Annotated in this window: 15 protein-coding genes and 1 riboswitch; of the genes, 5 read left to right on the top strand and 10 right to left on the bottom strand. The window is 73.7% G+C overall.

Annotated elements, in window-relative coordinates:
* Positions 1 to 31: 31 nt before the first annotated feature.
* The 7 genes from NF681_21020 to nirB form a co-directional block, all read right to left on the bottom strand.
* Positions 32 to 1,579, bottom strand: a complete 1,548-nt coding sequence (locus NF681_21020) for a sugar ABC transporter ATP-binding protein (protein ID UST56089.1) — start codon at positions 1,577 to 1,579, stop codon at positions 32 to 34.
* Positions 1,572 to 2,816 (bottom strand): ROK family protein, encoded by a 1,245-nt coding sequence (locus NF681_21015; GenBank protein ID UST56088.1) that lies wholly within the window; start codon positions 2,814 to 2,816, stop codon positions 1,572 to 1,574. Before NF681_21015 ends, NF681_21020 begins: the two co-directional genes overlap by 8 nt.
* Positions 2,817 to 3,120: 304 nt before the next feature.
* Positions 3,121 to 4,041 carry a hypothetical protein gene (locus NF681_21010; GenBank protein UST56087.1) on the bottom strand — a complete coding sequence of 307 codons (921 nt, stop codon included), beginning with the start codon at positions 4,039 to 4,041 and terminating at the stop codon, positions 3,121 to 3,123.
* Between the two features lie 29 nt (positions 4,042 to 4,070).
* Complete coding sequence (cobA, locus tag NF681_21005) at positions 4,071 to 4,880, bottom strand: uroporphyrinogen-III C-methyltransferase (protein ID UST56086.1); 810 nt, start codon at positions 4,878 to 4,880, stop codon at positions 4,071 to 4,073.
* Positions 4,881 to 4,921: 41 nt separating this feature from the next.
* Complete coding sequence (locus NF681_21000) at positions 4,922 to 7,831, bottom strand: molybdopterin-dependent oxidoreductase (GenBank protein ID UST56085.1); 2,910 nt, start codon at positions 7,829 to 7,831, stop codon at positions 4,922 to 4,924.
* Between the two features lie 9 nt (positions 7,832 to 7,840).
* Positions 7,841 to 8,266 (bottom strand): nitrite reductase small subunit NirD, encoded by a 426-nt coding sequence (nirD, locus tag NF681_20995; GenBank protein ID UST56084.1) that lies wholly within the window; start codon positions 8,264 to 8,266, stop codon positions 7,841 to 7,843.
* A gap of 44 nt (positions 8,267 to 8,310) precedes the next feature.
* Positions 8,311 to 10,764 (bottom strand): nitrite reductase large subunit NirB, encoded by a 2,454-nt coding sequence (gene nirB, locus NF681_20990; GenBank protein ID UST56083.1) that lies wholly within the window; start codon positions 10,762 to 10,764, stop codon positions 8,311 to 8,313.
* A 65-nt stretch (positions 10,765 to 10,829) separates the two neighbouring features.
* Here nirB and NF681_20985 point away from each other — a divergent pair, with 65 nt between their 5' ends.
* Entirely contained in the window at positions 10,830 to 12,548 is a 1,719-nt protein-coding gene (locus tag NF681_20985; GenBank protein ID UST56082.1) for a bifunctional protein-serine/threonine kinase/phosphatase, read from the top strand.
* A gap of 140 nt (positions 12,549 to 12,688) precedes the next feature.
* Here the strand turns inward: NF681_20985 and NF681_20980 are convergent, their stop codons facing one another.
* Entirely contained in the window at positions 12,689 to 13,978 is a 1,290-nt protein-coding gene (locus NF681_20980) for an MFS transporter (GenBank protein ID UST56081.1), read from the bottom strand.
* 339 nt (positions 13,979 to 14,317) lie between these two features.
* On the opposite strand from NF681_20980, the gene NF681_20975 reads away from it, so the two are divergent.
* Positions 14,318 to 15,667 carry a type IV pili methyl-accepting chemotaxis transducer N-terminal domain-containing protein gene (locus tag NF681_20975; protein UST56080.1) on the top strand — a complete coding sequence of 450 codons (1,350 nt, stop codon included), beginning with the start codon at positions 14,318 to 14,320 and terminating at the stop codon, positions 15,665 to 15,667.
* 9 nt (positions 15,668 to 15,676) lie between these two features.
* Here NF681_20975 and NF681_20970 read toward each other — a convergent pair whose 3' ends face one another.
* Together NF681_20970 and NF681_20965 are read right to left on the bottom strand one after the other, a co-directional pair.
* Entirely contained in the window at positions 15,677 to 17,437 is a 1,761-nt protein-coding gene (locus NF681_20970; GenBank protein UST56079.1) for a tannase/feruloyl esterase family alpha/beta hydrolase, read from the bottom strand.
* A gap of 141 nt (positions 17,438 to 17,578) precedes the next feature.
* On the bottom strand, positions 17,579 to 17,890 hold the full coding sequence (locus NF681_20965; GenBank protein ID UST56078.1) for a hypothetical protein: 312 nt from the start codon (positions 17,888 to 17,890) through the stop codon (positions 17,579 to 17,581).
* Positions 17,891 to 18,035: 145 nt separating this feature from the next.
* A riboswitch (cobalamin riboswitch) is annotated at positions 18,036 to 18,285 on the top strand.
* Positions 18,286 to 18,373: 88 nt separating this feature from the next.
* On the opposite strand from NF681_20965, the gene NF681_20960 reads away from it, so the two are divergent.
* From NF681_20960 to cobN, 3 genes are read left to right on the top strand one after another with little or no spacing between them, the layout of a single operon-like run.
* Complete coding sequence (locus NF681_20960; GenBank protein UST56077.1) at positions 18,374 to 18,847, top strand: MotA/TolQ/ExbB proton channel family protein; 474 nt, start codon at positions 18,374 to 18,376, stop codon at positions 18,845 to 18,847.
* Positions 18,844 to 19,200 carry a DUF2149 domain-containing protein gene (locus tag NF681_20955; GenBank protein UST56076.1) on the top strand — a complete coding sequence of 119 codons (357 nt, stop codon included), beginning with the start codon at positions 18,844 to 18,846 and terminating at the stop codon, positions 19,198 to 19,200. Before NF681_20960 ends, NF681_20955 begins: the two co-directional genes overlap by 4 nt.
* The gene (cobN, locus tag NF681_20950; GenBank protein UST56075.1) at positions 19,197 to 23,447 is read left to right on the top strand and encodes a cobaltochelatase subunit CobN; all 4,251 of its coding nucleotides are present in this window, start codon (positions 19,197 to 19,199) and stop codon (positions 23,445 to 23,447) included. Before NF681_20955 ends, cobN begins: the two co-directional genes overlap by 4 nt.
* Positions 23,448 to 23,460: the final 13 nt, after the last annotated feature.

The following is a 23,460-nucleotide window of genomic DNA, read 5'->3' as shown; positions in this document are numbered from 1 at the left end:
CGGAATTGGATTCGGCTTCGGATGGCGGGCGTCAGTGCACGACGGGGGCCTGGAGCACGTCGGCGCCGGTGGCCAGCGCGACGATGTTCTCCTGGCTGATCGCGTGGCCGCTCGCGCCGCCGACCTCGCCCACGAGGTGGCCCTCGCGCATCACGACGACGCGGTCGCAGATGCCCACGACCTCGGCCAGCTCGCTGGAGATGACCAGCACCGCGACGCCGCGGCGCGCCAGCTCGTCGATCAGGCGGTAGATCTCGCTCTTCGCGCCGATGTCCACGCCGCGCGTGGGCTCGTCCAGGATCAGCACGCGCGGGCCCAGTTCCAGCAGCCGCGCGAGCAGCACCTTCTGCTGGTTGCCCCCCGACAGCGAGCCGACGTTGACCTTGGAGGAGGGCACGCGGATGGAAAGCTGGCCGATGGCGTCGTTGGCGCGCTGGAGGGCGCGCTTGCCGTCCATCACGCCGCCGGCGCCGGCGTCGCCGGGGCACACCATCACGTTGATGTTGTCGCGTACCGAGAGGTCCAGGAACAGGCCCTGGCCCTTGCGGTCCTCGGTGAGGTAGAGGATGCCCGAGCGGATCGCGTCGATCGGCTGGCGGATGTCGAGCACCGTGCCGCTGTCGTCGAGCGCCACCTGGCCGGCGGTGCGCGGGTCGGCGCCGAAGATCAGGCGGGCGAGTTCGGTGCGCCCGGCGCCCACCAGGCCGGCCAGGCCCAGCACCTCGCCGGCGTGCAGCTCGAAGCTGCAGCCGTGCACGCGCCGGCCGTCGGCCAGGCCGGTCACGCTCAGGGCCTTCCGGCCGGTGTGGTGGCCCGTGCCCTCCTTGCGGTAGAAGCCCGAGAGGTCGCGCCCGACCATCATCTTCACCAGCTTGTCGCGCGTCAGCTCGGCGCGCTCGAGGGTGCCGACGTAGGTGCCGTCGCGCAGCACCGTGACCTCGTCGGCCAGCTCGTCGATCTCGTCCATGCGGTGGCTGATGTAGAGGATGGCCAGGCCCTCGTCGCGCAGGCGGCGGATCAGCACGAACAGGCGGTCGGTCTCGTGGGTGGACAGCGGCGTGGTCGGCTCGTCCATCACCAGGATGCGGCAGTCGAAATGCACCGCGCGGGCGATCTCCACCAGCTGGCGCTGCGCGATCGACAGCGTCTCCACCCGCGTGGTGGGGCCGAAATCCGCGCCCAGGCGGGTGAGCGTGGCCTCGCAGGCGCGTGTCATGCCGGCGCGGTCGACCAGGCCGGCGCGGCGCAGCGGCCGGCCCATGTAGATGTTCTCGGCCACCGTGAGGTTGGGCGCGAGGCTGAGTTCCTGGTAGATCACCGAGACGCCCAGGTTCTTGGCCGCGAGCGGCCCGTCGATGTCCACCCGCTGGCCGTCGATCAGGATCTCGGCGCCGGCATCGGGCATGTAGGCCCCCGAGAGCACCTTCATCAGCGTCGACTTGCCCGCGCCGTTCTCGCCCATGAGGGCGTGGATGTGGCCGGCGCGCGCCTTCAGCCGCACGTCGCGCAGCGCCTTCACGCCGGGGAAGGTCTTGGAGATCTTGCGCAGTTCCAGCAGGATGGGCGTGGTCTCAGACATGAATCGTCTCCATTTGATGGCGGTGCGAGCGTCCGCGCAGGACGTCGGCGCGGGGCGAGAAGTTGAAGAACATCGGCAGGCTCGCCGCCCCGATGGCGCCGGCGTCGGCGCGGAAGCTGCCGCGCAGCAGGCGCGGCGTCTGCCGCGCTTCCGGGGCGATCAGGCGCAGGCCGGCGTCGACGCGCCGCATCAGCTCGCCCACCAGGCCGCCGTCGATGTCGCAGTCGAGCACCACCACCGGCAGGTCCAGCACCGCCAGCGTGGCGCGGATCGAGGGCACGAGGGCGTCGACGCAGTCGTCGAGCCATTCGCCGAGTTCGGCGCGCCCGGCGCGCACGCAGGCCTCGAGGTCGGCGTTGCCGCGCACCGCGACGCCGTGGTGGCGCAGGTGGCGCGACAGCGAATTGAGCGAGGCGCGCGACAGCAGGATGTCCCAGCGCCGTTCCGCCGGCGGGGCCGAGTCCAGCCGGCTCGCGGGCACCGGCATCAGGCCGAGGTCGGCCGCGTTGCCGGTGGCCCCGCGCAGGCTTTCCCCGCCCATCACCGCGCCGGCGCCCAGCGCCGGGCCGATGAAGACGTAGAGGAAGTCGTTCTCCTCGCGCCCGACGCCGAAGAACAGCTCGGCGATGGCCGCGGCGTTGCCGTCGTTCTCGCGGAACACCGGGTGGTGCACCGCCTGCGCCAGCATGGCGCCGAAGTCGACCTCGTCCCAGACCCGGAAGTCGGCCTTCAGGTCGAGCTCGCGCAGCCAGCTCCCCAGGTTGTAGGGCTGCGCCAGGCCCACGCCCATGAAGCGGCGGCGCTGGCCGGCGTCCAGCACGGTGAGCAGGCGCGCCACGTCCTTGCGCACCAGCGCCAGGGCGCGGTCGGGGTGGGGCAGCAGCAGGTCGTGCGACTCGCGCGCCAGGATGTTGCCGCCCAGGTCGATCAGCACGCTCTCGATGCTGGTGCGGTCCAGGCGCACGCCGATGCCGTAGGCGCCCTCGTGGTTGATGCGGTAGAGCCCGGCGGGCTGGCCGCGCTGGCCGTCCTGGCGGCGCCCGGCGGGCTCGATGAGCTGCGCTTCCTCCAGCGACTGCACGATGCTGCCGACGGCGGTGTTGGTGAGCTTGGCCCAGCGCGCCAGGTCCGCCTTCGAGGCTTCGCCCGCGCGGCGCAGCCGCTGCAGCAGCGTGCGCTCGTTGTAGAGGCGCAGGCTGTTCGAGTTCGCGCCTCGACCGGGGCCTTCGGAAGTCACGGGGTTCGTCTCCTGGTGCGCATCAGCGTACCGACGGCACGCAAGCGCTATTAATTAATTCAACTTGAATAAATTTTAGGAAGACTTTCGTGTGCAAACCGCAGGGTTTACCCTGTGAAATCGAAACACGACGTAACGGCACCGCCAGCCAGGGCGGTGGAAATGGCGTTCCCTCGGGGAACGGGAGGAGGGTGGGCGGACACTTGCATGCGGCCCATCCTAGGAACGTCGCGTGCGAAAAGCGTGCTTATTTCACACGGACATACCCCCACAGACGCCACGCGGCGTCTCTGTCAGGCGCGGCTCAGAGCGAGAACGCGACCACCTCGGCCACCAGGGTGTCGATGACGATCGGCAGCGCCAGCACGCCGTGGTGACCCGGTCCGGGCGCGGCCTCGACCTGCGGCAGGGCCGTGGCCAGCGCGCGCGCCACGGCAGCGCCCGGCGTTTCGCCCGCCGCGCCCGCCGCGCCCGTGGCGGCGTTTGCGTCGTCGGCTCCGTCCAGCCCGGCGTCGAAGCGGTAGGCCAGGGTCGGTGGGTGGCCGGCCGCGGCGACGGTCCAGCTCTCCACGCGCCGGGCCACCGGCACGTCGGCCGGCCACAGGAAGCTCAGCGCGTAGTTCTCGCGTCCCGGCACCGGACAGGGAATGGCCATGCCGCTGCGGATGCCCGCCGACGCGGCGGCGGCGGCGCGCGGGAAGCCCGCGGCGCGCGACAGGTCGGGGAAGTACACCGACGCCTCGTGCTGCCACGCCAGCCCCGGCAGCCCGGTGCCGCGTTCCAGGTAGGTCTCGCCCGAGGCCGTCTCGAAACCGCCCGGGGTGGCGCCGTAGTAGCCGTCGGCCAGCGTCATGTCGGGCGTCACGCGCGGGTCGTTGCGCCACAGCTCGAGGGCGCCGACCTCGGCCTGCACGTCGCCGCAGAACAGCAGCACCACGGCCTTGCAGGTCTGCTCGACGAACACCGGATGCGCGACCGCGCAGCTCAGGCCGGCGGCGCGCGCCGCCTCGGCGCGACGGAACGGACCCGACTGCAGGTCCTTCAGCAGGATCGGCCGGCGTTCCTCCCAGGCCTTGCCCGGCAGGCCTTCGCCCCGGCCGAAGCACATGCCCCGGCTGAGGAAGCCGAAGGCGCCGGCGGCGCCGTAGAGGCCGGCCGACAGTTCGAGGATCTGGCCGTCCGCGTCGGGGATCCAGAGTTCGGCGGCTTTGATGAGCGTGGTCATGGCGTTCCTCGTGCGGTGGGTGTCGTTCTTCAGGTGCCGAAGCGGGTGGCCGGCTGGGCGGCGGCGGCCAGGCCGTGGAGGACGTCGCCCACGACGATGACCGAGGGGCTGCCCAGGCCGGCCTGCACGATGGCCACGCCCAGGCGCGCGAGGGTGGTGGCGACGTGGCGCTGGTGCGGCAGGCTCGCGTGCTGGATCACCGCCACGGGCGTGTCCCCGGGCAGGCCGTGGAGCAGCTCGGCCTGGATGTGCGCCGCCCCGGCCACGCCCATGTAGATCACCAGCGTGAGGCGCGCCTCGCGCACCGTCGCGGCCAGCGCGCGCCAGTCGGTGGGGTCCTGGGGGGCGGCCGCGCCGGTCTTGGCGTGGCCGGTGACGAACACCACGCCCTGGGCGTGGTCGCGGTGGGTCAGCGGCACGCCCAGGGAGGTGACCGCGGCGAGCCCGGCGGTGATGCCGTTGACCACCGCGCAGGCGATGCCCGCCTGCCTCAGGTGCTCGACCTCCTCGCCCCCGCGCCCGAAGATGAAGGGGTCGCCGCCCTTCAGGCGCACCACCGTCTCGCCCTCGCGCACGGCGGTGATCATGAGGCGCTCGATGAAGGCCTGGGGCGTGCTCTTGCAGCCGCCGCGCTTGCCCACGTGGACGATGCGCGCGCCCGGGCGCGCGTGGGCCGCGACGACGGCCTCGTCGACCAGGTCGTCGACGAACAGCACGGTGGCCGCGGCGATGGCGCGCGCGGCCTTGATCGTCAGCAGCTCCGGGTCGCCCGGGCCGGCCCCCACCAGCGTGCAGCTGCCGGCGGCGGCGGGGGAGGAGAAGGGGGTGGAAGCGGTCATCGTGGAAGTGGTCGTGTGGAATTCATGCAGGGGGCGGCGCTTCAGCCCGACACCGGAAGCGCGGCCGGCGCGCCCGCCGTCGCGGCGGGCGCGGTGGCGCGCACCATGCGCTGGAGTTCGGGGATGCAGGAGCCGCAGTTGGTGCCGCACCGGAGCGCGCCCTGCAACGCGGCCAGGCGCTCCTTGTCCGATCCCGCGCACCCGGTCAGGGTGGCGGCGATGGCCGTCTCCGTCACGCCGAAGCAGCTGCAGACGGTCTTGCCGCGCGCGGCGACGCCGGCCGGCGCGGTCGCCCCCGGGCGCAGAAGCAGCCGGCCGAAGGTCTGCGCCGGCAGCCGTTCCTGCAGCAGCGTGCGGATCCAGGCCTCGGCGCGGACGTCGCCGCCCAGCAGGAAGCCCTCGAGGTGCGCCGACTGGCCATCCTCGGCGCGCACCAGCCGCGCGGCGCGGCGCTGGCCGTGGCGCGCGTCGACATAGCGCAGCGTGTCCGCGCCGGCCAGGCCGAGCAGGTGCTCGACCTGGCCGAGCAGCGCGTCGTCCGGCGCCGCGTGCGCGGCGGCGCGCAGCAGCACGCCCGTGCGCTCGACGGCGGCGTCGCCCCCGGCGACCAGCGCGCCGCCCGTGCCGAAGGGCACGCAGCTCGCGAACTCGAAGCGCGGCATCAGCGCCCGCAGCGCGCCTTCCACCGCCAGCGCCCGGTCGGCCGGCAGCCAGGCCATCGCCAGCAGGCCCCAGGGCAGTTCGGCCTTCAGGATCTTCACCGCCGCGTGCTTGAGTTCGGGCTGCTTGGAATCGGGGCAGTACGCCGGCGTGGTGAGCGCGTTCACGCCGGCGATCGGCTCGCCCGCGCCCGAGCGGCCGCTGAGGTATTCGGCTCCCCAGTGCATGGCGATGAAGGCCTGGCTCAGGCCGACCTCCGGGCTCGCCTGCACCGGCACCACCACCGAGCCCCGGCGCGAGGTCACGTGCACCAGGTCGCCGTCCTTGAGCTGGCGGCGCGCCAGGTCCTGCGGGTTCATCTGCACGACCGGCTCCGGCGCGTGGCCGAACAGCCGCCCGAGCGTGCCGGTGCGGCTCATGCCGTGCCACTGGTCGCGCAGCCGGCCGGTGTTCAGCGAGAACGGATAGCGCGCCTCGCGCGCCTCGGCCACGGGCCTGTAGGGCGCGACGTGGAAGCGCGCGCGGCCGTCCGGCGTCGGGAAGACGCCGTCCTCGTAGAGCCGCTCGCGCCCGCGCGCGGCGCCCTCGGGCAGCGGCCACTGCTGCGGGCCGAGCGCGTCGAGCATCGCCCACGACAGCCCGGTGATGTCCAGGTCGCGCCCGCGCGTGGATTCGCGGTGCTCGCGCCAGATCGCCTCGGCGCCGGCCGCGTCGTCCAGCGCGTAGGGGAACAGGGTGGCCGGCGCCACCGCCGGCAGCCGCCGCTCCAGGCGCCGCGCGAAATCGGCCACGGCCGACCAGTCGTGGCGTGCCGCGCCCGGGGCGGCCACGGCCGGCCGCACGCGCGAGATGCGCCGCTCGCTGTTGGTGACCGTGCCGACCTTCTCGCCCCAGGTCGTCGCCGGCAGCAGCAGGTCGGCGTGGGCGCAGGTGGCGGTGGTGGCGAAGGCTTCCTGCACCACCACGAACTCGCAGCGTTCCAGCGCGCGGCGCACCGTGGCCTGGTCGGGCATCGACTGGGCCGGGTTGGTGCAGGAGATCCACAGCGCCTTGATCTGCCCGTCGGCGGCGGCCTCGAACATCTCCACCGCCGTCTTGCCCGGCGCGGCCGGCACGTCGGCCACGCCCCACAGCGCGGCGACCTCGGCGCGGTGCGCGGCATCGGCCATGTCGCGGTGGCCGCCCAGCAGGTTGGCCATGCCGCCGACCTCGCGCCCGCCCATCGCGTTGGGCTGGCCGGTGAGCGAGAACGGTCCCGCCCCCGGGCGGCCGATCTGCGCCGTCGCCAGGTGCAGGTTGACCAGCGCGGCGTTCTTGGCCGTGCCGGCGGACGACTGGTTCAGGCCCTGGCAGTACAGGCTCAGCGTCGCGGACGAGGTGGCGAACAGCCGCGCCGCCTCCAGCAGGTCGGCCGCCGCGATGCCGCAGACCTGCGCCACGCGCTCGGGCGTGCAGTCGCGCACCAGCGCGCGCAGGGCCTCGAAACCCGTGGTGTGGGCGGCGATGTAGTCGGGCTTCGTCCAGCCCTCCCACAGCATCAGGTGCAGCATGCCGTGCATCAGCATCACGTCGGTGCCGGGCTGGATGGCCAGGTGCAGGTCGGCGATCTCGCAGGTGTCGGTGCGCCGCGGGTCGACCACCACGATCTTCATCGCCGGGTCGGCGCGCTTGGCGTCCTCGATCCGGCGGAACAGGATCGGGTGCGCCCAGGCCGTGTTGCTGCCGGTGATGAACAGGCAGCCGGCGTGGTTGAAGTCGTCGTAGCACGCCGGCGGCGCGTCGGCCCCCAGGGTCTTCTTGTAGCCCGCCACCGCGCTGCTCATGCACAGGCGCGAGTTGGTGTCGAGGTTGTTGGTGCCGATCAGCCCCTTCACCAGCTTGTTGAAGACGTAGTAGTCCTCGGTCAGCAGCTGGCCGGAGATGTAGAAGCCGACCGCGTCGCGTCCATGGGCGTCGATCACGCGGGCGAACGCGTCCGCCGCGCCGTCGAGCGCGTCGTCCCAGCCGATCGCCACCGGCGCCGCGCCACGCGCCGTGCGCCGCATCGGCTGCAGCAGGCGCGTCTGCCGCGTCACCTCAGCGGCGGCCGTCAGGTGCAGCGTCGAGCCCTTGGTGCAGAGCCGCCCGAAATTGGCGGGATGGTCCGGGTCGCCGCGCACGCCGGTGATCTGCGCGCCCACCGATTCGATGATTACGCCGCAGCCCACGCCGCAGTACGGGCAGGTCGAGCGCGTCTCGCGCGGCGAGACGTGGAGGTCCAGGGCGGGCGCCAGGGGCTGGAGGAGGGACATCACGATGCGTCAGCCTCCGTGCGGCGCCTGCACGCCGAAGCTCTCGTCGCCCAGGGCGCCGGCCGTGGCCGCGCCCGGGCCGGCGCGCGGCGCGGCCAGGTCGAGCGCGTGCGTCGCCAGTTCGAGGGCGTCGAGCTGCACCGCGCCGGCCTCGACCTGGCAGGCGAAGCGCGGCACGCAGCCCTCGTCGGGCGCGCGGGCGCAGCCGTCGTCCAGCGCGATGGTCCAGTTGTGCAGCGGGCAGGCCACGCTGGCGCCGAACACGATGCCCTGCGAGAGCGGCCCGCCCTTGTGCGGGCAGCGGTCGAGCAGCGCGAACACCTCGTCCGTGGCGGTGCGGAACACCGCCACCGCCACGCCCGCGGGCCGCGCCACGCGGCGCGCGCCCAGCACCGGGATGTCCTCCAGGCGGCAGATCGTCGTCCAGTCGGTCATGGGAATTTCCTTCTTCTGTCGTGGGGTCTCGTCTGGGCGGAAGCTCAGGCCGTCGCGCCGGCCACCGGCACGAACTGGCGCACGTCCACCTGCGCCTGCACCGACTGGAACCACGGGTCCGGCTCGCCGTCGAGCGCGAACTGCAGCCGCTCCCACAGCGCCCGGCGCCCCTCGGCGTCCTCCAGGATGCGTTGCTTCACGTGGTCCAGGCCGACGCGGCCGATGTAGTGCACCGTGCGTTCCAGGTACCAGGCCTCGGTGCGGTAGAGCTCCAGGAAGGCGCCCGTGTACTCCATCACCTCCTCGGGCGTCTTGAGCTTGACCAGGAAATGCGCGACCTCGGTCTTGATGCCGCCGTTGCCCCCGACGTAGATCTCCCAGCCCGAATCCACGCCGATCACGCCGACGTCCTTGATGCCGGCCTCCGCGCAGTTGCGCGGGCAGCCGCTGACGGCGATCTTGACCTTGTGCGGGGAATACATCGCCCACAGCGCGTGCTCGATGTCCTTGCCCATCTGCGTCGAGTCCTGGGTGCCGAAGCGGCACCACTCGCTGCCCACGCAGGTCTTCACCGTGCGCAGCGACTTGCCGTAGGCGAAGCCCGAGGGCATGCCGATGTCCTTCCAGACGCCCGGCAGGTCCTCCTTCCTCACGCCCAGCAGGTCGATGCGCTGGCCGCCGGTGACCTTCACCGTCGGGATCCTGTACTTGTCGGCCGCGTCGGCGATGCGGCGCAGCTCGTCGGGGGTGGTGTGGCCGCCCCACATGCGCGGGATCACCGAGTACGTGCCGTCCTTCTGGATGTTGGCGTGGCTGCGCTCGTTGACGAAGCGGCTCTGCGGATCGTCCTTCGCCTCCTTCGGCCAGGTGCTGATGAGGTAGTAGTTGACCGCCGGGCGGCAGCTCGCGCAGCCGTCGGGCGTGCGCCAGCCCAGGCCGGCGTAGACCTGCGCGTGGGTCAGGTACTTCTGGCCGCGGATGGCCTCGCGCACGTCCTGGTGGCTGGCGTCGGTGCAGCCGCACATCGCCTTCTTGCCGGGCGCGGCCGAGTAGTCGCCGCCGGCCGTGAACATCAGGATCTGCTCGACCAGGCCGGTGCACGAGCCGCACGAGGCGCTGGCCTTGGTGTGCTTCTTGACCTCGTCGAGCGTGAACAGGCCCTTCTCGCGGATCGCCTTGCAGATGGCCCCCTTGCTCACGCCGTTGCAGCCGCAGACCTCGGCCTCGTCGGGCATGGTCGCGGCCTTGCTGTGGCCCTCGTGGCCGGTGTCGCCGATGTTGGATTCGCCGAACATCAGCTTCTCGCGGATATCGCCGATGCTGCGGCCGTCGCGCAGCAGCTTGAAGTACCAGCTGCCGTCGGAGGTGTCGCCGTACAGGCAGGCGCCCACGAGCTTGTCGTCCTTGAGCACCAGCTTCTTGTAGACGCCGCCGAAGGGGTCGCTCATGACGATCTCCTCGGTGCCCTCGCCGCCCTGGAAGTTGCCGGCGCTGAACAGGTCGATGCCCGTGACCTTGAGCTTGGTCGAGGTCAGCGAGCCCTGGTAGCGCCCGATGCCCCATTGCGCGAGGTGGTTGGCCGCCACCTTGGCCTGCTCGAACAGCGGCGCCACCAGGCCGTAGGCGATGCCGCGGTGCGCCGCGCACTCGCCCACCGAATAGACGCGCGGGTCGGTCACGGTCTGCAGGGTGTCGTTGACCACGACGCCCCGGTTGCAGTGCAGGCGCATCGACTCGGCCAGCGCCGTGTTGGGGCGGATGCCCACGGCCATCACCACCAGGTCGGCCGGCACCTCGGGGCCTTCCTTGAAGCGCACCGCCCTGACGCGCCCGGCGCCGTCGTCCACCAGCTCCTGCGTCTGCGCGGCGAGCCGGAACGACAGCCCGCGCCCTTCCAGCGACTGGCGCAGCAGCCCGCCGGCGACGGTGTCGAGCTGGCGGTCCATCAGGCAGGCGCTGTTGTGCACCACCGTCACGCTCATGCCGCGCAGCATCAGGCCGTTGGCGGCCTCAAGGCCCAGCAGGCCGCCGCCGATGACCACCGCGTGCCTGTGCGTCTTCGTGGTCTCGATCATGTAGTCGGTGTCGGCGATGTCGCGGTAGCCGATCACGCCCTTGAGGTCCTTGCCCGGCACCGGGAGGATGAAGGGGTTGGAGCCGGTGCACAGCAGCAGGCGGTCGTAGGTGGTCTCGACCACCTCGCCGTCGGCGCCGACCGCGCGCACGCGGCGGGCGATGCGGTCGATCTCGGTGACCTTCTTGCCGGCATGCAGCGTGATGCCGTGGTCGGTGTACCAGTCCCAGCCGTTGAGCACGATCTCCTCGATGGTCTGCTCGCCCGCGAGCACCGGCGACAGCAGGATGCGGTTGTAGTTCGGATGCGGCTCGGCGCCGAACACCGTGATGTCGTACATGTCGGGCGCGAGCTTGAGCAGCTCCTCGAGCGTGCGCACGCCCGCCATGCCATTGCCCACCAGCACCAGTTTGAGTCGTTTCATCGGGAGGGATCCTTTCGGGGGTTCGAAGCAAGTGCGATGCCCGGGGCGTGAACAACAATCGCGCCATGAGCTTCGACGTCGAGATCGGCTACAGCAGCCACCGTGGACCGCGTGACCTGAACGAGGATTTCGCGGGCGCCGTGCGGGCGCCCCGGGACGAGGCGGCGCGCGGCCTGATCGCCGCCATCGCCGATGGCGTGTCCACCGGCGGGGGCGGGCTGGAGGCGGCCCAGACCACGGTGATGGGCCTGCTGGCGGACTACTTCGCCACGCCCGACACCTGGGAGGCGACGGTGGCGCTCGACCGCCTGATCGGCGCCCAGAACGACTGGCTGGCCAGCCACAACGCGCGTCGCCAGGACGGGCGCACCGGCCTGACCACGCTGACCGCGCTGGCGCTGCAGGGCCACCGCTACACGCTCGCCCACGTCGGCGACACGCGCGCCTGGCACGTGCGCGCCGACGGCGCGGACGGCGCGCCCGAGGTCGCGCGCCTGACGCAGGACCACGCCTTCGAGCAGCGCGACCTGGCGTCGCGGCTCACGCGCGCGGTCGGCCTGGACGACCAGGTGCGCGTGGACTACGCGCAGGGCGACGTGCGGGTGGGCGACTGTTTCGTGCTGACCACCGACGGCGTGCACGGCGTGCTGCGGGACGCGCGCATCGGCGAGCTGGCGCTCGCCGGCGAGGTCGCCGCCGCGAGCGAGGCGCTGGTGCAGGCGGCGCGCGCGGCCGGCACGCGCGACAACGCCACCGCGCTGGTGCTGCGCGTGACCGGCCTGGACGCGAGATCGCTCGACGACGAGCAGGTCGACGCCCGCCGGCTGCCCACCCCGCCGCTGCTCAGGATCGGCGACGTCATCGACGGCTACACCGTGACCGCGCGCGTGGCCGACACCGGCGTGCACCTGATCTACCAGGCGCGCGAGCGCGCCACGCGCGCGCTGGTCGCGCTCAAGGTGCTGCATCCGAGCCGCGCCAGCGACCCGCAGGAACGCGCCATGCTCGCGCACGAGGCCTGGCTCGGCCTGCGGGTGAGCGCGCGCGGCGACGCCGGCTTCGTGCGCGTCCATCCGCGCGACCCGCGCGCGAGCGCCTTCTACACGGTGTTCGACTGGCACGCCGGGCGCACGCTGGCGCAGCGCCAGGGCGACGGCCCGGCGCCCGTGGCCGAGGTGGTGGAGGCGGCCGTCCAGTGGGCGCGCGCGCTCGGCCGGCTGCACCGCCACGGCGTGGTGCACCGCGACATCAAGCCGGACAACCTGCACCGGGGCGACGACGGCCGCTGGCGCCTGCTCGACCTGGGCGTGGCGCTGTCGGGCCGCGAGGACCCGGCCACGCGCGCGCTGCACGCCGGCACGCCCAGCTACATCAATCCCGAGCAGTGGGAGGGCGCCACCGCCGATGCCGCGAGCGACCTGTTCGCCCTGGGCGTCACGCTCTACCAGTGGCTCGCCGGCCGGCTGCCCTACGGCGAGATCGAGCCCTACCAGACCGGGCGCTACCGGCGCGACGCGGCCGCGCTCTCGGGCATCCGCCCGGACGTGCCGCTGTGGCTCGACCACCTGGTGCGCCGCGCCGTCGCGCGCGACCCGCGCGAGCGCTTCGAGACCGCCGAGGAGCTGCTGCTCGCGCTGGAGCGCGGCGCCTCCCGGCCGGTCGCCGCGCCGGGGCCGATCCCCCTGATCCATCGCGACCGCGTGCTGCTGCTGCGCATCGGCCTGGCGATCTCGCTGCTGTTCAACGTCGTGCTGCTGGTCTGGCTGCTCTTCCTGCCGCGCTGAGACGCTGCGAACCGGTGCGCTGCGCGTCCCCGACGCGCGGCCGCGGTCCTCACCGCACGGGCGCATGGTTCCGGTCCCCGACGCGGCTTCGGGCCCGCTCGACGACGATGGCTTCACGGCTGCTTCCACCGGTGGGCGTCTCAGGAACGCACCGGGCGGCGGGCCGTGGGCGATTTCTTCGGACCGGTGACGGGCGCGGCCGACGCGGCGACGCCGGGCGTCGCGCGGGCGCGTCCGCCCTTCTCGGCCCAGGTGCGCGTCCAGCGGATCTGCATGACGCGCATCACGCCCAGCATGACGAGCGACAGCGCGGCGAAGAACACGAAGCCCCAGACGTAGCTGCCCAGGTACTGCTTGGACAGGCCCATGGCGTTGGGCACCAGGCCGCCGCCGAGGGCGCCGATCTCGCCGATCATCGAGCCGGCCACGGCCGTGCTGGCCGGCCAGCGCAGCGGCACCAGCTGGAACAGGGCGCCGTTGCCCGCGCCCAGGGCCGCGAAGCACACGATCAGCAGCAGCGTGGTGAGCACCAGCGAGGCCGAGCTCACGCCCACCAGCGCCAGGCCCACGGCCACCACGACCAGCACCACCGTGAGGGTGTTGACGCCGCCCCAGCGGTCGGAGAGCCAGCCGCCCACCACCCGCACCGCCGCGCCCATGAAGGCCGCGAGCATGGTCAGCTGGCCGGCCTGCACCTTGGAGACGCCGAACTGGTCGTAGTAGTAGGAGGGCAGGAAGGTGATGAGGCCGATGAAGCCGCCGAAGGTCACGCCGTAGATCAGGCTGAAGACCCAGCCGTCCTTCTCGAACAGGCAGGCCACGTGCTCGCGGAAGCTGGCGTGGCTGTCGACGTCCGGCGGCTCCTGGGCGAACAGGATCATGACGACCATCGGGATCAGGATCGCCACGGCCGCGACGCCGTAGACCGCCTGCCAGCCGAGCCACTGGGCCAGCGGCGGCGCCACCAGCACCGACACGGCGGTGCCGATGTTGCCGGCCCCCACCAGGCCCATCGCCAGGCCCTTGTGCTGCGGCGGGAACGAGCCCGAACCCAGCGACAGCGCGACGCCGAAGCTGGCGCCGGCGATGCCCAGCAGCACCCCCATGGCCAGCAGCTCGTTGAAGCTGTGCACGAAGAAGAAGCCGAACAGCATCGCCACCGCGATCAGCGCCATCTCCACCAGCGTGGCGTTCTTGCGGCCGATGTACTGCGACAGGATGCCCAGCGGAAAGCGCATCAGCGCCCCCGCGATGATCGGCACCGACAGCATCAGGCCCTTCTGCGCCGGCGTGAGGTTGAAGGTCTCGCCGATGAAGGGCGCCATGGCGCCGTTGAGCACCCAGATGCAGCACGAGAACGCGAAGTAGAAGAACGCGGCGAACAGGGTGGGGGAGTGGCCCGATCGCAGGAAGGTCTTGAAGGTCGACATGGCAGCTTCGTTCGATGCAATGCCTGGACACGGCCCCGGGGGAGGGCGCGGATCGTCGGCGGGTTTGGGGGAGGATCGCGCGGCGGCTTCGCCGGCGGTAAGGTGCCGGGAGGCGTGCGCCACCGGGATCCGCGGAACCGCGGAGTAATCACCAGAACGGTGCTTCGTTGCACCGTGAACCCCGTTCGACGCAAGCTCCGTGCCCGGTGCGATCCGGTTAGCCTCGGGTTTCGCCATGCGCCCCGGCGCCGCGCCGCGCCGCGCCGCCCGCCATCCGGCCGGGTGGCCGCCCCGCCCGCCACCCGCGCCGCCGCCCACCCGCCCACCCCGCCGACGCCGATGACCTCGCTGCACCTCGTCCTGATCGATCCTTCCGACGGGCCCGCCGCACCGCCCGCCGCGCTGCGCCGCGCCCTGGACGCGGGCGTGCCCGGACGCGCGGCGACCCTGCATGCTGGCGGCGCCGCCTTCCTGCGTGCGCTGGCCAGTCCGCCCGGTGCGGCGCCGGCCGTCGAGGCGGTCGATCTGGCCGAGAAAGGCGGGCCGCCGGTGGTGTTCTGCGCCGGCCAGGGCATCGGCGGGGTGCTCGACGTCCTGCGCGAAATCGCCACGGCCGGAGGCGCGGCGGACGGTCCGCCCTGGCCGGTCGCCGTGCTCGGCCCGCCGCTGGACGCCGACGCCCACGCCGCGCTGGTCGAGGCCGGCGTCCAGGCCTGGGCCGACCTGGGCGCCATCGACGCGCCGGGGCTGGCCGCGCTGGCCGACCGCGCCGCGGCGCGCTGGCGCCGCGAGCGGGCGCTGCGGGTCGAGCTGGCGCAGCTGCGCCTCCGGCTGGACGAGCGCAAGTGGGTCGACAAGGCCAAGGGCCTGCTGATGGTGGCGCGGCGCATGGACGAGGACGCGGCCTTCGCGCTGCTGCGCGGCACCGCCATGCACGCCAACCTGCGCCTGGGCGAAGTCTCGCGCGCGGTGGTCGATGCGGCGCAATGGGCCGAGGCGGTGAACCGCGCCGGTCAGCTGCGCATGCTGTCGCAGCGCCTCGCGCGCCTGGCCGCGCAGCAGATCGCCAACGTCGAGACGGCGCACGGCCCCGGGCGGCGGCGCGCGGTGGCCGAGCGCATCGACGACACCCTCGCCCACCTGGGGCGGCTGCCGGCCCGGCCCGAATGCGCCGCGGCGCTGGCGCGGGTCGGCGCGGCGTGGGCGTCCTTCGCGGCCGTCTGGCCCGCGCGCGCGGCGCCCCGCGACATCGTGCGCATCGACGCCGCCGCCGACGTGCTGCTCGAGGCCGCCGAGGCCCTGGCCGAGGCGCTGCAGGCGGCCAGCGGACGGCGCGCGCTGCGCATCGTCAACCTGTGCGGGCGCCAGCGCATGCTGGCGGAGCGCATCGCCAAGACCGCGCTGCTCGCCACCCTGGGCGCCCGCGTCGACCCCGCGCTGCTGCCGGCCACGGCGGCGGCCTTCGAGGCGGCGCTGGTCGAGCTGGAGCGGGCGCCGCTGAGTTCACCGGAGGTGCGCGCCGCGCTGGGCGCCGCGCGCGCGGAATGGCTGCGCCTCGCGCTCAGCCTGCAGCGCCTGGGCCGGCCGGAGGGCGCCGCCGCCCTGGCACGCTCGACCGAGGCGCTGGTCGAGAGCTTCGACCAGCTCGCCGCGCAATACGAGCACAGCCTGCAGGTGATCCTGTCGTGACGCGCCCGGCTACGGGTTCACGCAGTTGAAGCTGGTCGCGGCGTTGACATTGCCGCCGACGAAGCGCGCGTAGCGCGGGTAGTCGCACAGCGGCCGGGTGCGGCCCGGCACGCCGGCGGTGTCGGCCACCACCTGGGCCGGTGGCGCCACGCCGGACTCCGCCCAGTTCTCCAGCGTGGTGAGCGAGTCCCAGGCGGCGTTGAACACGCTGCTGGCGGCGTGGCCGTAGCCGGGGATCTCGTAGTAGCGCACGAAGCTGTCGACCTGCGCGGTGCCCATCGCCTCGCGCAGCCGCGCGTAGTAGCGCGCCGTGGCGCGGGTGCTGACCAGCGCGTCGTGCGAGCCGTGCGCCATCAGGATCTTGCCGCCGCGCGCGCGGAACGCCGAGAGGTCGGCGCTGGTGACGTCCTGCAGCCCGGAGAGTTCGACGATGCGCGACTGCAGCGCGCCCGGGTTCTGCGGATCGACCGCCAGGGAATCGGCGTTCGCGTTGCGCGTCACGAAGAAGCGGATCCACTGGTCCCAGAAGGTGCTGCCGTAGGGCGGTGAAGCCGTCGCCGTGACCGCCGGCATCGGGTTGGCGGGCGCCAGGGTGCCCAGCGACAGCGTGACCACCGTGGGCTGCAGCGGGCTGGTGCCGGTGGCGCCGAAATCGGTGCCCCAGACATTGAAGCCGGGGTAGCCGGTCTCCCCGCTGGCCAGCCGGTAGGGCAGCACGAGGGGCGTGTTGGTGACCTCCAGGGCGGTGAGCTGCGCGTCCGACAGGCAGGCGTCGCCCGTGTCCGCGCCGCCCGGGCAGCGCAGCGGCGCGCCGTTGAAGGTCGCGGTGCGCGGATCGAAGCCGGCGTTGCAGGCGGCGACGTTGCTCACCAGGCCGTCGGCGACGCCGTCCAGCGCGTCGCAGGCGGCGGTCGAGGCGTCCAGCAGCAACCGGCGCTTGGCGCGGTTGGGGTAGGCGTTGGGCTGCGCCAGGGCGCGCGTGATGCGGCCGAACTGCAGGTCCAGCGCCACCGCGTCCCAGGCCGGGTACAGCACGATGGCGCCGTCGAAATCGGCCGGCCAGCGGGTGACGGCGGCCAGCGCCTCGCGCCCGCCGGTGGAGCCGCCGGCGAAGTAGGTCTGGCGCGCGCGCGTGGCGTAGCGCGACTCGATCAGCGCCGCCGCGACGTCGCGCGTCTTCTTGATGGCGTCGCCGGCGAAATTGCGCAGCATCTCGTCGTTGGCGCCGAAGCTGCCGTCGCGGCTGGTGGTGAGCGGGTCGGCCTGGTGGCCCGAGTCGCTGCCGAAGGTGGCGTAGCCCCGGCCGAGCGGGGTCGCCTTGTCGGTCGGCCCGGCCGGCACGTTGCCCGCGCCGGTGGCGAGCGTGCCGTTGTAGCCGCCGCCGCCGAACATCATCGCCTTGCCGTTCCAGGCGGTGGGCAGGTTGAGCTGGAACTTGACGCTCTGCGCGGTGGCGTCCACCGGGCGGATGTCGCCCAGCACCCGGCAGTGTTCGCCCACCGCCGTGGGGCCGCTGCCGGTGGCGGCCACGACGGTGGCGCTGGTGACGACGGCGCCGGTGGTGGGCAGGCCGATGGCGCCGGCGGCGACCGTCATGCCGCCGAGCTGGGCGCAGGTCATGGCCTGGCGCGGCGGCGCGTCGTCGTCGTCGTCGCCGCCGCTGCCGCCGCAGCCCGCGACGCACAGCGCGGCCGCCAGGACGGTGCCGAGGGCCACCGGGCGGCGGGGGAACGAAAAGGAGAGGGCCTGGGCCTTGGAAGGCAGCTTCATGTCGTGTCTCTTTCTGATCGCGATGCGGCCGTGGTTCCTTTCCGTCGGGATGGCGGGGGCACGGCGCAGCCAGCTTAGTGGGCCGCGCGCCGCGCCGTATCGGTGATTAGCCGGATGCCCGGGGGCACTGGCGCGCCGCGCTCAGCGGCGGTACGGGTTGCCCGGGAAGCGGTCGTGGCGGTCGGGCACGCCGTCGCGGTCGCGATCGCGGCGATGGGCGCGCCGGTCGCGGCGGTGGTCGAACCGGTGGTCGTACCGGTCGTCGTACCGGTGGTCGTAGCGGGGGCCGTGCACGGGGTGCGCGTGGTAGCGCGGCGGCGGTGGCTGAACCACGATGACCTGGGGCCGGTCGTAGCGGCCGCCCGGGCCGTGGGGCTGGGCCTGCGCCGGGGCCGAGAGGCCGCCCAGCGCCAGCAGGAGGGTGGTGCCGGCGGCGAGGATCATCTGCTTCATAACGACTCCTTCGAAGACTGCGTGATTGCGAGGGATTCATCGTGGCGCGGCCACGTGAACGGCGTGTAAGGCTGGCGCGAAGTCCGGTGAACGTGTGAAAGGCGGCGGCAAAGCGGGCGCTGCGGTGTGACTTTCATCACGTCTTTGTAGAATCGGCCGGGTTGGTGCTCGCGGCGCGGTTCACGTGGCGCAGTTCAACGGGAAGCAGGAGTGGCGGTGTTCCCTCGCGGAACGCCGGCGCCGCCTGCGCTGCCCCCGCAACGGTCAAGCAGACGGCGCCCCCGGGCGCCACCCCCGGCGACGCAAGCCACTGGACGCCCTGAAACAGGTGTCCGGGAAGGCCGCCGGGGGCCGCGCTGTCAGCCCGGATACCGGCCAACGAGGCGGCCGCCGCGCCCGCGCCACGCGGGTGCGGCGGCCATGACACCCAAGCACCGGCGGGGAGGCCGGTGACGGGCATCGCATCGTCGGGTCATCATCTCCATGTTCGCTTTCGAAGCCGTTCTGTTCGAACTGGCACGCCTGTTCCTGTGGCCGGTCACCCTGGGTGTCCTGCTGTCCTTCCTCTACGCGGTCTACGGGCTGGGCGCCTTCGGCATCGAGTACCTGCAGCGGCGGCGCGAGCCGACGCGCGCGCTGCTGCTCGGGACGCTGGCCGACCGTGGCCAGGAGCAGATGGAGCTGGCCGTGCTCAAGGCGCTGGAGGGCGTGCGCCTGTGCAGCCGCGTGGCGCCCATGCTCGGGCTGATCGCCACCATGATCCCGATGGGCCCCGCGCTGGTCGCGGTGGCCTCGGGCGAGTCGCAGGGCGTGGCGCAGAGCCTGGCGCCGGCCTTCGCCAGCGTGATCGTCGCGCTGGCCTCGGCCTCGATCACCTTCGTCGTCTACACGGTGCGCCGGCGCTGGCTGATGAACGAGCTGGTGATGGTGCTCGACGCCCGGGAGCGCGCGTCGTGAGCGGGCGCCAGGGCCGGCGTTTCTCCATCCTCGACGGCCTGGACGCCGAGGACGACGATCCGGTGCTCTCCACCATCAACCTGATCGACGTCTTCATGGTGGTGATCGGCATGCTGATGATCGCGGTCATCAACAACCCCATGAACCCGTTCGCCCAGGACAAGGTCACCGTCATCCGCAACGAGGGCCGGCCCGACATGGAGATCCTCACCAAGGAGGGCCGCAAGGTGACGCGCTTCAAGGCGAGCGGCGCCTCGGGCGAGGGCGACGGCGAGAAGGCCGGCACCGCCTACCGCATGAAGGACGGCACGATGGTCTACGTTCCGGCCGACGCGACGCCGGTCGGGCCGTGAGGCGCGGCGCGCGACCGGGCGCGGGCGCCCTGGCGGCCTGGGTCGCGACCCGGCTGCCGATGCTCGCCCTGGCGCTCGCCGTGGCTTTGGCGCTCGCCCTGGCCGGCGCGGGCCGCCCGGCGCGCGCCGCGGAGCCGGTGGACGGCGCGGCCGGGGATGCCGGACGCATCGTCCTGCTGGCCACCTACCTCGTCTCGCCCGCGCGGCTGGCGAAGCTGCAGTCGGCGGCGCGCGCGGCCGGCGTGCCGCTGCGCACGCTGTCGGCCGAGCGCGACACGCCCGACGCCCTGGCCGATGCCGTCGCGGGCGCCGCGCTGCTGGTGATCGACGCCCCGCACGCGGGCGTCGGCGAGGCGGCGGCGGCGCGCTTCGGCACGGCGATCGAGCGCAGCGGCGTGCCCTACGTGCTGGTCGGCGAGGCCGCCGCCGTGGCGCGCGACGAAGCCGTCGCCGCCGCCCCGCTGGCCACCGAGCGCGGCGTCGATGCGGCCTGGGCGCAGCGCCTGCGCGGCTACTGGCGCAACGCCCGCGCCGCCAACCTCGCGGCGTCGATGGCGGCCCTGCGCCAGGTCGGGCGCCTGGACGGCCTGCCGGCGCCCGAGCGCCTGCCCGCGGCCGGTCTCTACCACCCGGGCTGGCCCGGCATCGAGTCCGATCCCGGGGCGCTGGATCGCCTGCCGGGCCCGGCGGCCGGCGCGCCGACGGTGGCGATCGCCATCAACAACGCCGTCCTGACGAGCGACGACACCGGCTGGGTCGACGCGCTCGTGGGCGCCCTCGAGCGGCGCGGCCTGCGGGCCTACGCGTTCTACGGTCCGCGCCAGCGCAAGGACCTGTTCTTCGCCATGACGCACGCCGCCGGCCCCGGCCCGGACGCCGCCCCGCGCCGCGTGGCCGACCTGATCGTCAACGCCGCGCTGGTCTTCAACCCGACCGAGCGCAAGGCCGAGCTCGAGCGCATCGGCGTGCCGGTGCTCCAGACCATGCCGGCCCTGGCCATGGACGCCGCGCAATGGGCGCGGAGCACGTCCGGGCTGGCGCAGGCCGACGTCGCCTACTACTACACGCCCAGCGAACTCGCCGGCATGGTCGATCCGATGCTGATCACCGCGCGCGACGCGGCGAGCGGCGCGCTGGCGCCGATCGCGGCGCAGGTCGATGCGGTCGCCGACAAGGCCGCCGCCCTGACGCGCCTGCGCGCCACGCCGCCGGCCGAGCGCCGGGTGGCGATGCTGGTCTACAACTACCCGCAGGGCGAGGGCAACTTCGGCGCCTCGTTCCTGAACGTGCCCAGGAGCCTGCACAACATGCTCGCCGCCCTGCGCGACGCCGGCTACCGCACCGACGCCCCGGAGGCCGAGCGCATCACCCCGCAGGTGCAGGCGACGATGGCGGCGTTCCACCGGCCCGAGACCCTGGGCCCGCTGCTCGAGCGCGATCTGGCCGAGGCGCTGCCGCTCGCGCGCTACCTGGCGTGGTTCCGCGCGCTGCCGGCGGCCACGCAGGCGCGCATCGAGGCGCACTGGGGCCCGCCCGAACGCTCGAGCCTGCTGCGCGACGTCGGCGGCGAGCGCGCCTTCGTCATCCCGCGCGTGCGCATGGGCGGCGCGGACGGCCACGTCGTGGTGCTGCCGCAGCCGCCGCGCCAGGAGCCCAGCGACGATCCGGCGCAGAAGGCCCGGACGATCTACCACCGCTCGGCGACGCCGCTGAGTCACGGCTACCTGGCCACCTACCTGTGGCTGCGCACGCGGTTCGGCGCCGGGGCGGTGGTGCACGTGGGCACGCACGGCACGCTCGAATGGGCGCCGGGCAAGGAGCGCGCGCTGGCGGTGGACGACGACCCCCTGCTGGCGCTGGGCGACCTGCCCAACGTCTACCCCTACATCATGGACAACCTCGGCGAGGCCGTGACCGCCAAGCGGCGCGGCCGTGCCGTGCTGGTGAGCCATTCGACGCCCATGTTCGCGCCGGCGGGCTTCCGGCCCCGCGTGCAGGAGATGCACGAGTTGATGCACGACTGGGAGAACGTGTCGCCCGGGCCGGTGAAGGTCGAGCTGGAGGCGCGCCTCGCGGCCCAGTTCGTCGAGCACCAGTACCACCGCGACCTGAAATGGACCCGCGAGCAGATCCTGGCCGACTTCGCCGGCTTCATGGAGCGGCTGCACCCGCACCTCGACGAGCTGGCGATGACGGCGCAGCCGCTCGGGCTGGCGGCCTTCGGCGAGGTGCCCGACGCGCGGCGGCGCCACGGCACGATCCTGCAGATCCTGAAGAAGCCGCTGATCGAGGCGCTGGGCGAGGACATCGACGAGGTGTTCCTGCTGGACGCGAAGAACGTCGCCCTGTCGCGCCCGGCGCGCTGGCTGGAGGCGGCGCTGGTCGACGCGCGGGCGGCCAGCACGCTCGACCTGCGCGCGGTCGACGCCGCGCGGCCGCCGCCGCAGGGCGCCAGCGCGGTGCCCAACCGGGCGCAGGGCAAGCCGCTGGACAGCGCGGTGCTGCTGGCGCTGGCCGAGCGGGCACAGCGTCTGGACGCGACGCTCGCGGGCAACCAGGAGATCGAGGGCTTCCTCGCCGCGCTCGACGGCCGCCACCTCGCGTCGAGCTATGGTGGCGACCCGGTGCGCAACCCCGACAGCCTGCCCACCGGGCGCAACCTCTACGGGTTCGACCCCGGCCGCGTGCCCACCCGGGAAGCCTGGGGCATCGCCGTCGCGGCCATGGACGCCTGGATCGCGGCGCACGCGAAGGCCCACGGCGGCCGCCCGCCCGAGAAGATCGCCTTCACGCTGTGGGCCGGCGAGACCCTGCGCCACCAGGGCGTGATGGAGAGCCAGGCGCTCTACGCCATGGGGGTGAAGCCGCGCTGGGACGAGGCCGGCCGCGTGGTCGGCCTGGAGACCATCCCCGCGGCCGAACTCAAGCGGCCGCGCCTGGACGTGCTGGTCAGCGTCACGGGGTCCTACCGCGACCAGTTCCCCGGCGTCATGCGCTGGCTCGACGCCGGGGTGCGGCAGGTGGCGGACCTGCGCGAGGCGGGCACCGACAACTTCGTCGCCCGCCACAGCGAGGCGCTCGCGCAACGCCTGCGCGCCGAGGGCGCGACGCCCGCGCAGGCGCAGCGCTGGTCGACCGTGCGCGTGTTCTCCAACGAGGCCGGCAGCTACGGCAGCGGCCTGGCCGACGCCACCACCGCCAGCGACACCTGGGCCGCGCAGGGCCGGGGCGGCGGCGATGCGCGCATGGCCGGCCTCTACGTCGACCGGATGGGCCACGCCCAGGGCGACGGCCTGGAAGGCTTGGCGCGCCACGGCGCCCATGCCGCCAACCTGGCGCAGGTCGACGCGGCGCTGCTCTCGCGCACCTCCAACACCTACGGCATGCTGACCAGCGACGACCCGTTCCAGTACCTCGGCGGGCTGGCCCTGGCCGTGCGCCAGCTCACCGGGCGCGATCCCGCGCTCTACGTGCAGAACCTGCGCGACGGCGCGGAGGTGCGCACCGAGGGCGCCGACGACGCGATCGCCAAGGAGATGCAGACGCGCTACCTGCACCCGCAGTGGATCGAGGCGCAGAAGGCCGAGGGCTACAGCGGCACGCTGCAGGTGCTCAAGACGGCGCAGTTCCTGTGGGGCTGGCAGGTGACGGCGCCGCGGTCGGTGCGCCAGGACCACTGGCAGTCGCTGCACGACGTCTACGTGCGCGACCGCTACCGGCTGGGCACGCGCGAATGGCTGGAAGGCGACAACCGCGCCGCCTTCGCGCAGACGCTGGAGCGCATGCTCGACGCCGTGCGGCTGGACTACTGGCGGCCCGACGCCGAGACCCGGCGCGAGTTGGCCCGGGCCTACGAGGCGGCGGTCGGCGCGACCGGACAGCGCGACCTGAACCCGCTGGTGCGTCGCTTCGCCGCGCGCGAGGCCGACGCCCCGGCCGCCCCGGCCACGGACCGCGCCGACGCCGCGCGGCCGGCGACGCCCCGCACGGCGCCGCGTCCCCTGGAAGTGGCGCGGGCGGCGCCGCCGACCCGCGCGGCCCCGGCCGCCGTGCCGCCCGCCGCGCCGGCGTCGACGCGGGTGGAAGGACTGCGGTTGCTGCCGCAGCCCGAGCGGGTGCCGCCGTCGGCGACGGACGTCCCGGCGTCGGTCGTCGACCGGCTGGCGGCGCTGTTCATCGCCGCGCTGGTGCTGCTCGCCGGCGCCTGGCGGCAGACGCGGCGGGCGCCGCCGCCGCGGCCGGCCTGAGCGCCGGAGCGGC

This window comes from Comamonadaceae bacterium OTU4NAUVB1 (genome assembly GCA_024372625.1).
Classification (GTDB): Bacteria; Pseudomonadota; Gammaproteobacteria; order Burkholderiales; family Burkholderiaceae_C; genus Variovorax.
The sequence above is the reverse complement of the archived record's forward strand: the minus strand, read 5'-3'. Positions and strand labels throughout refer to the sequence as shown.

Excerpts from the sequence above, each read along its gene's own strand:
- NF681_21020 (UST56089.1), bottom strand. The coding sequence starts at position 1,579 with ATGTCTGAGACCACGCCCATCCTGCTGGAACTGCGCAAGATCTCCAAG.
- NF681_21010 (UST56087.1), bottom strand. The coding sequence starts at position 4,041 with ATGACCACGCTCATCAAAGCCGCCGAACTCTGGATCCCCGACGCGGAC.
- cobA (UST56086.1), bottom strand. The coding sequence starts at position 4,880 with ATGACCGCTTCCACCCCCTTCTCCTCCCCCGCCGCCGCCGGCAGCTGC.
- NF681_21000 (UST56085.1), bottom strand. The coding sequence starts at position 7,831 with ATGTCCCTCCTCCAGCCCCTGGCGCCCGCCCTGGACCTCCACGTCTCG.
- nirD (UST56084.1), bottom strand. The coding sequence starts at position 8,266 with ATGACCGACTGGACGACGATCTGCCGCCTGGAGGACATCCCGGTGCTG.
- nirB (UST56083.1), bottom strand. The coding sequence starts at position 10,764 with ATGAAACGACTCAAACTGGTGCTGGTGGGCAATGGCATGGCGGGCGTG.
- NF681_20985 (UST56082.1), top strand. The coding sequence starts at position 10,830 with ATGAGCTTCGACGTCGAGATCGGCTACAGCAGCCACCGTGGACCGCGT.
- NF681_20980 (UST56081.1), bottom strand. The coding sequence starts at position 13,978 with ATGTCGACCTTCAAGACCTTCCTGCGATCGGGCCACTCCCCCACCCTG.
- NF681_20975 (UST56080.1), top strand. The coding sequence starts at position 14,318 with ATGACCTCGCTGCACCTCGTCCTGATCGATCCTTCCGACGGGCCCGCC.
- NF681_20970 (UST56079.1), bottom strand. The coding sequence starts at position 17,437 with ATGAAGCTGCCTTCCAAGGCCCAGGCCCTCTCCTTTTCGTTCCCCCGC.
- NF681_20965 (UST56078.1), bottom strand. The coding sequence starts at position 17,890 with ATGAAGCAGATGATCCTCGCCGCCGGCACCACCCTCCTGCTGGCGCTG.
- NF681_20960 (UST56077.1), top strand. The coding sequence starts at position 18,374 with ATGTTCGCTTTCGAAGCCGTTCTGTTCGAACTGGCACGCCTGTTCCTG.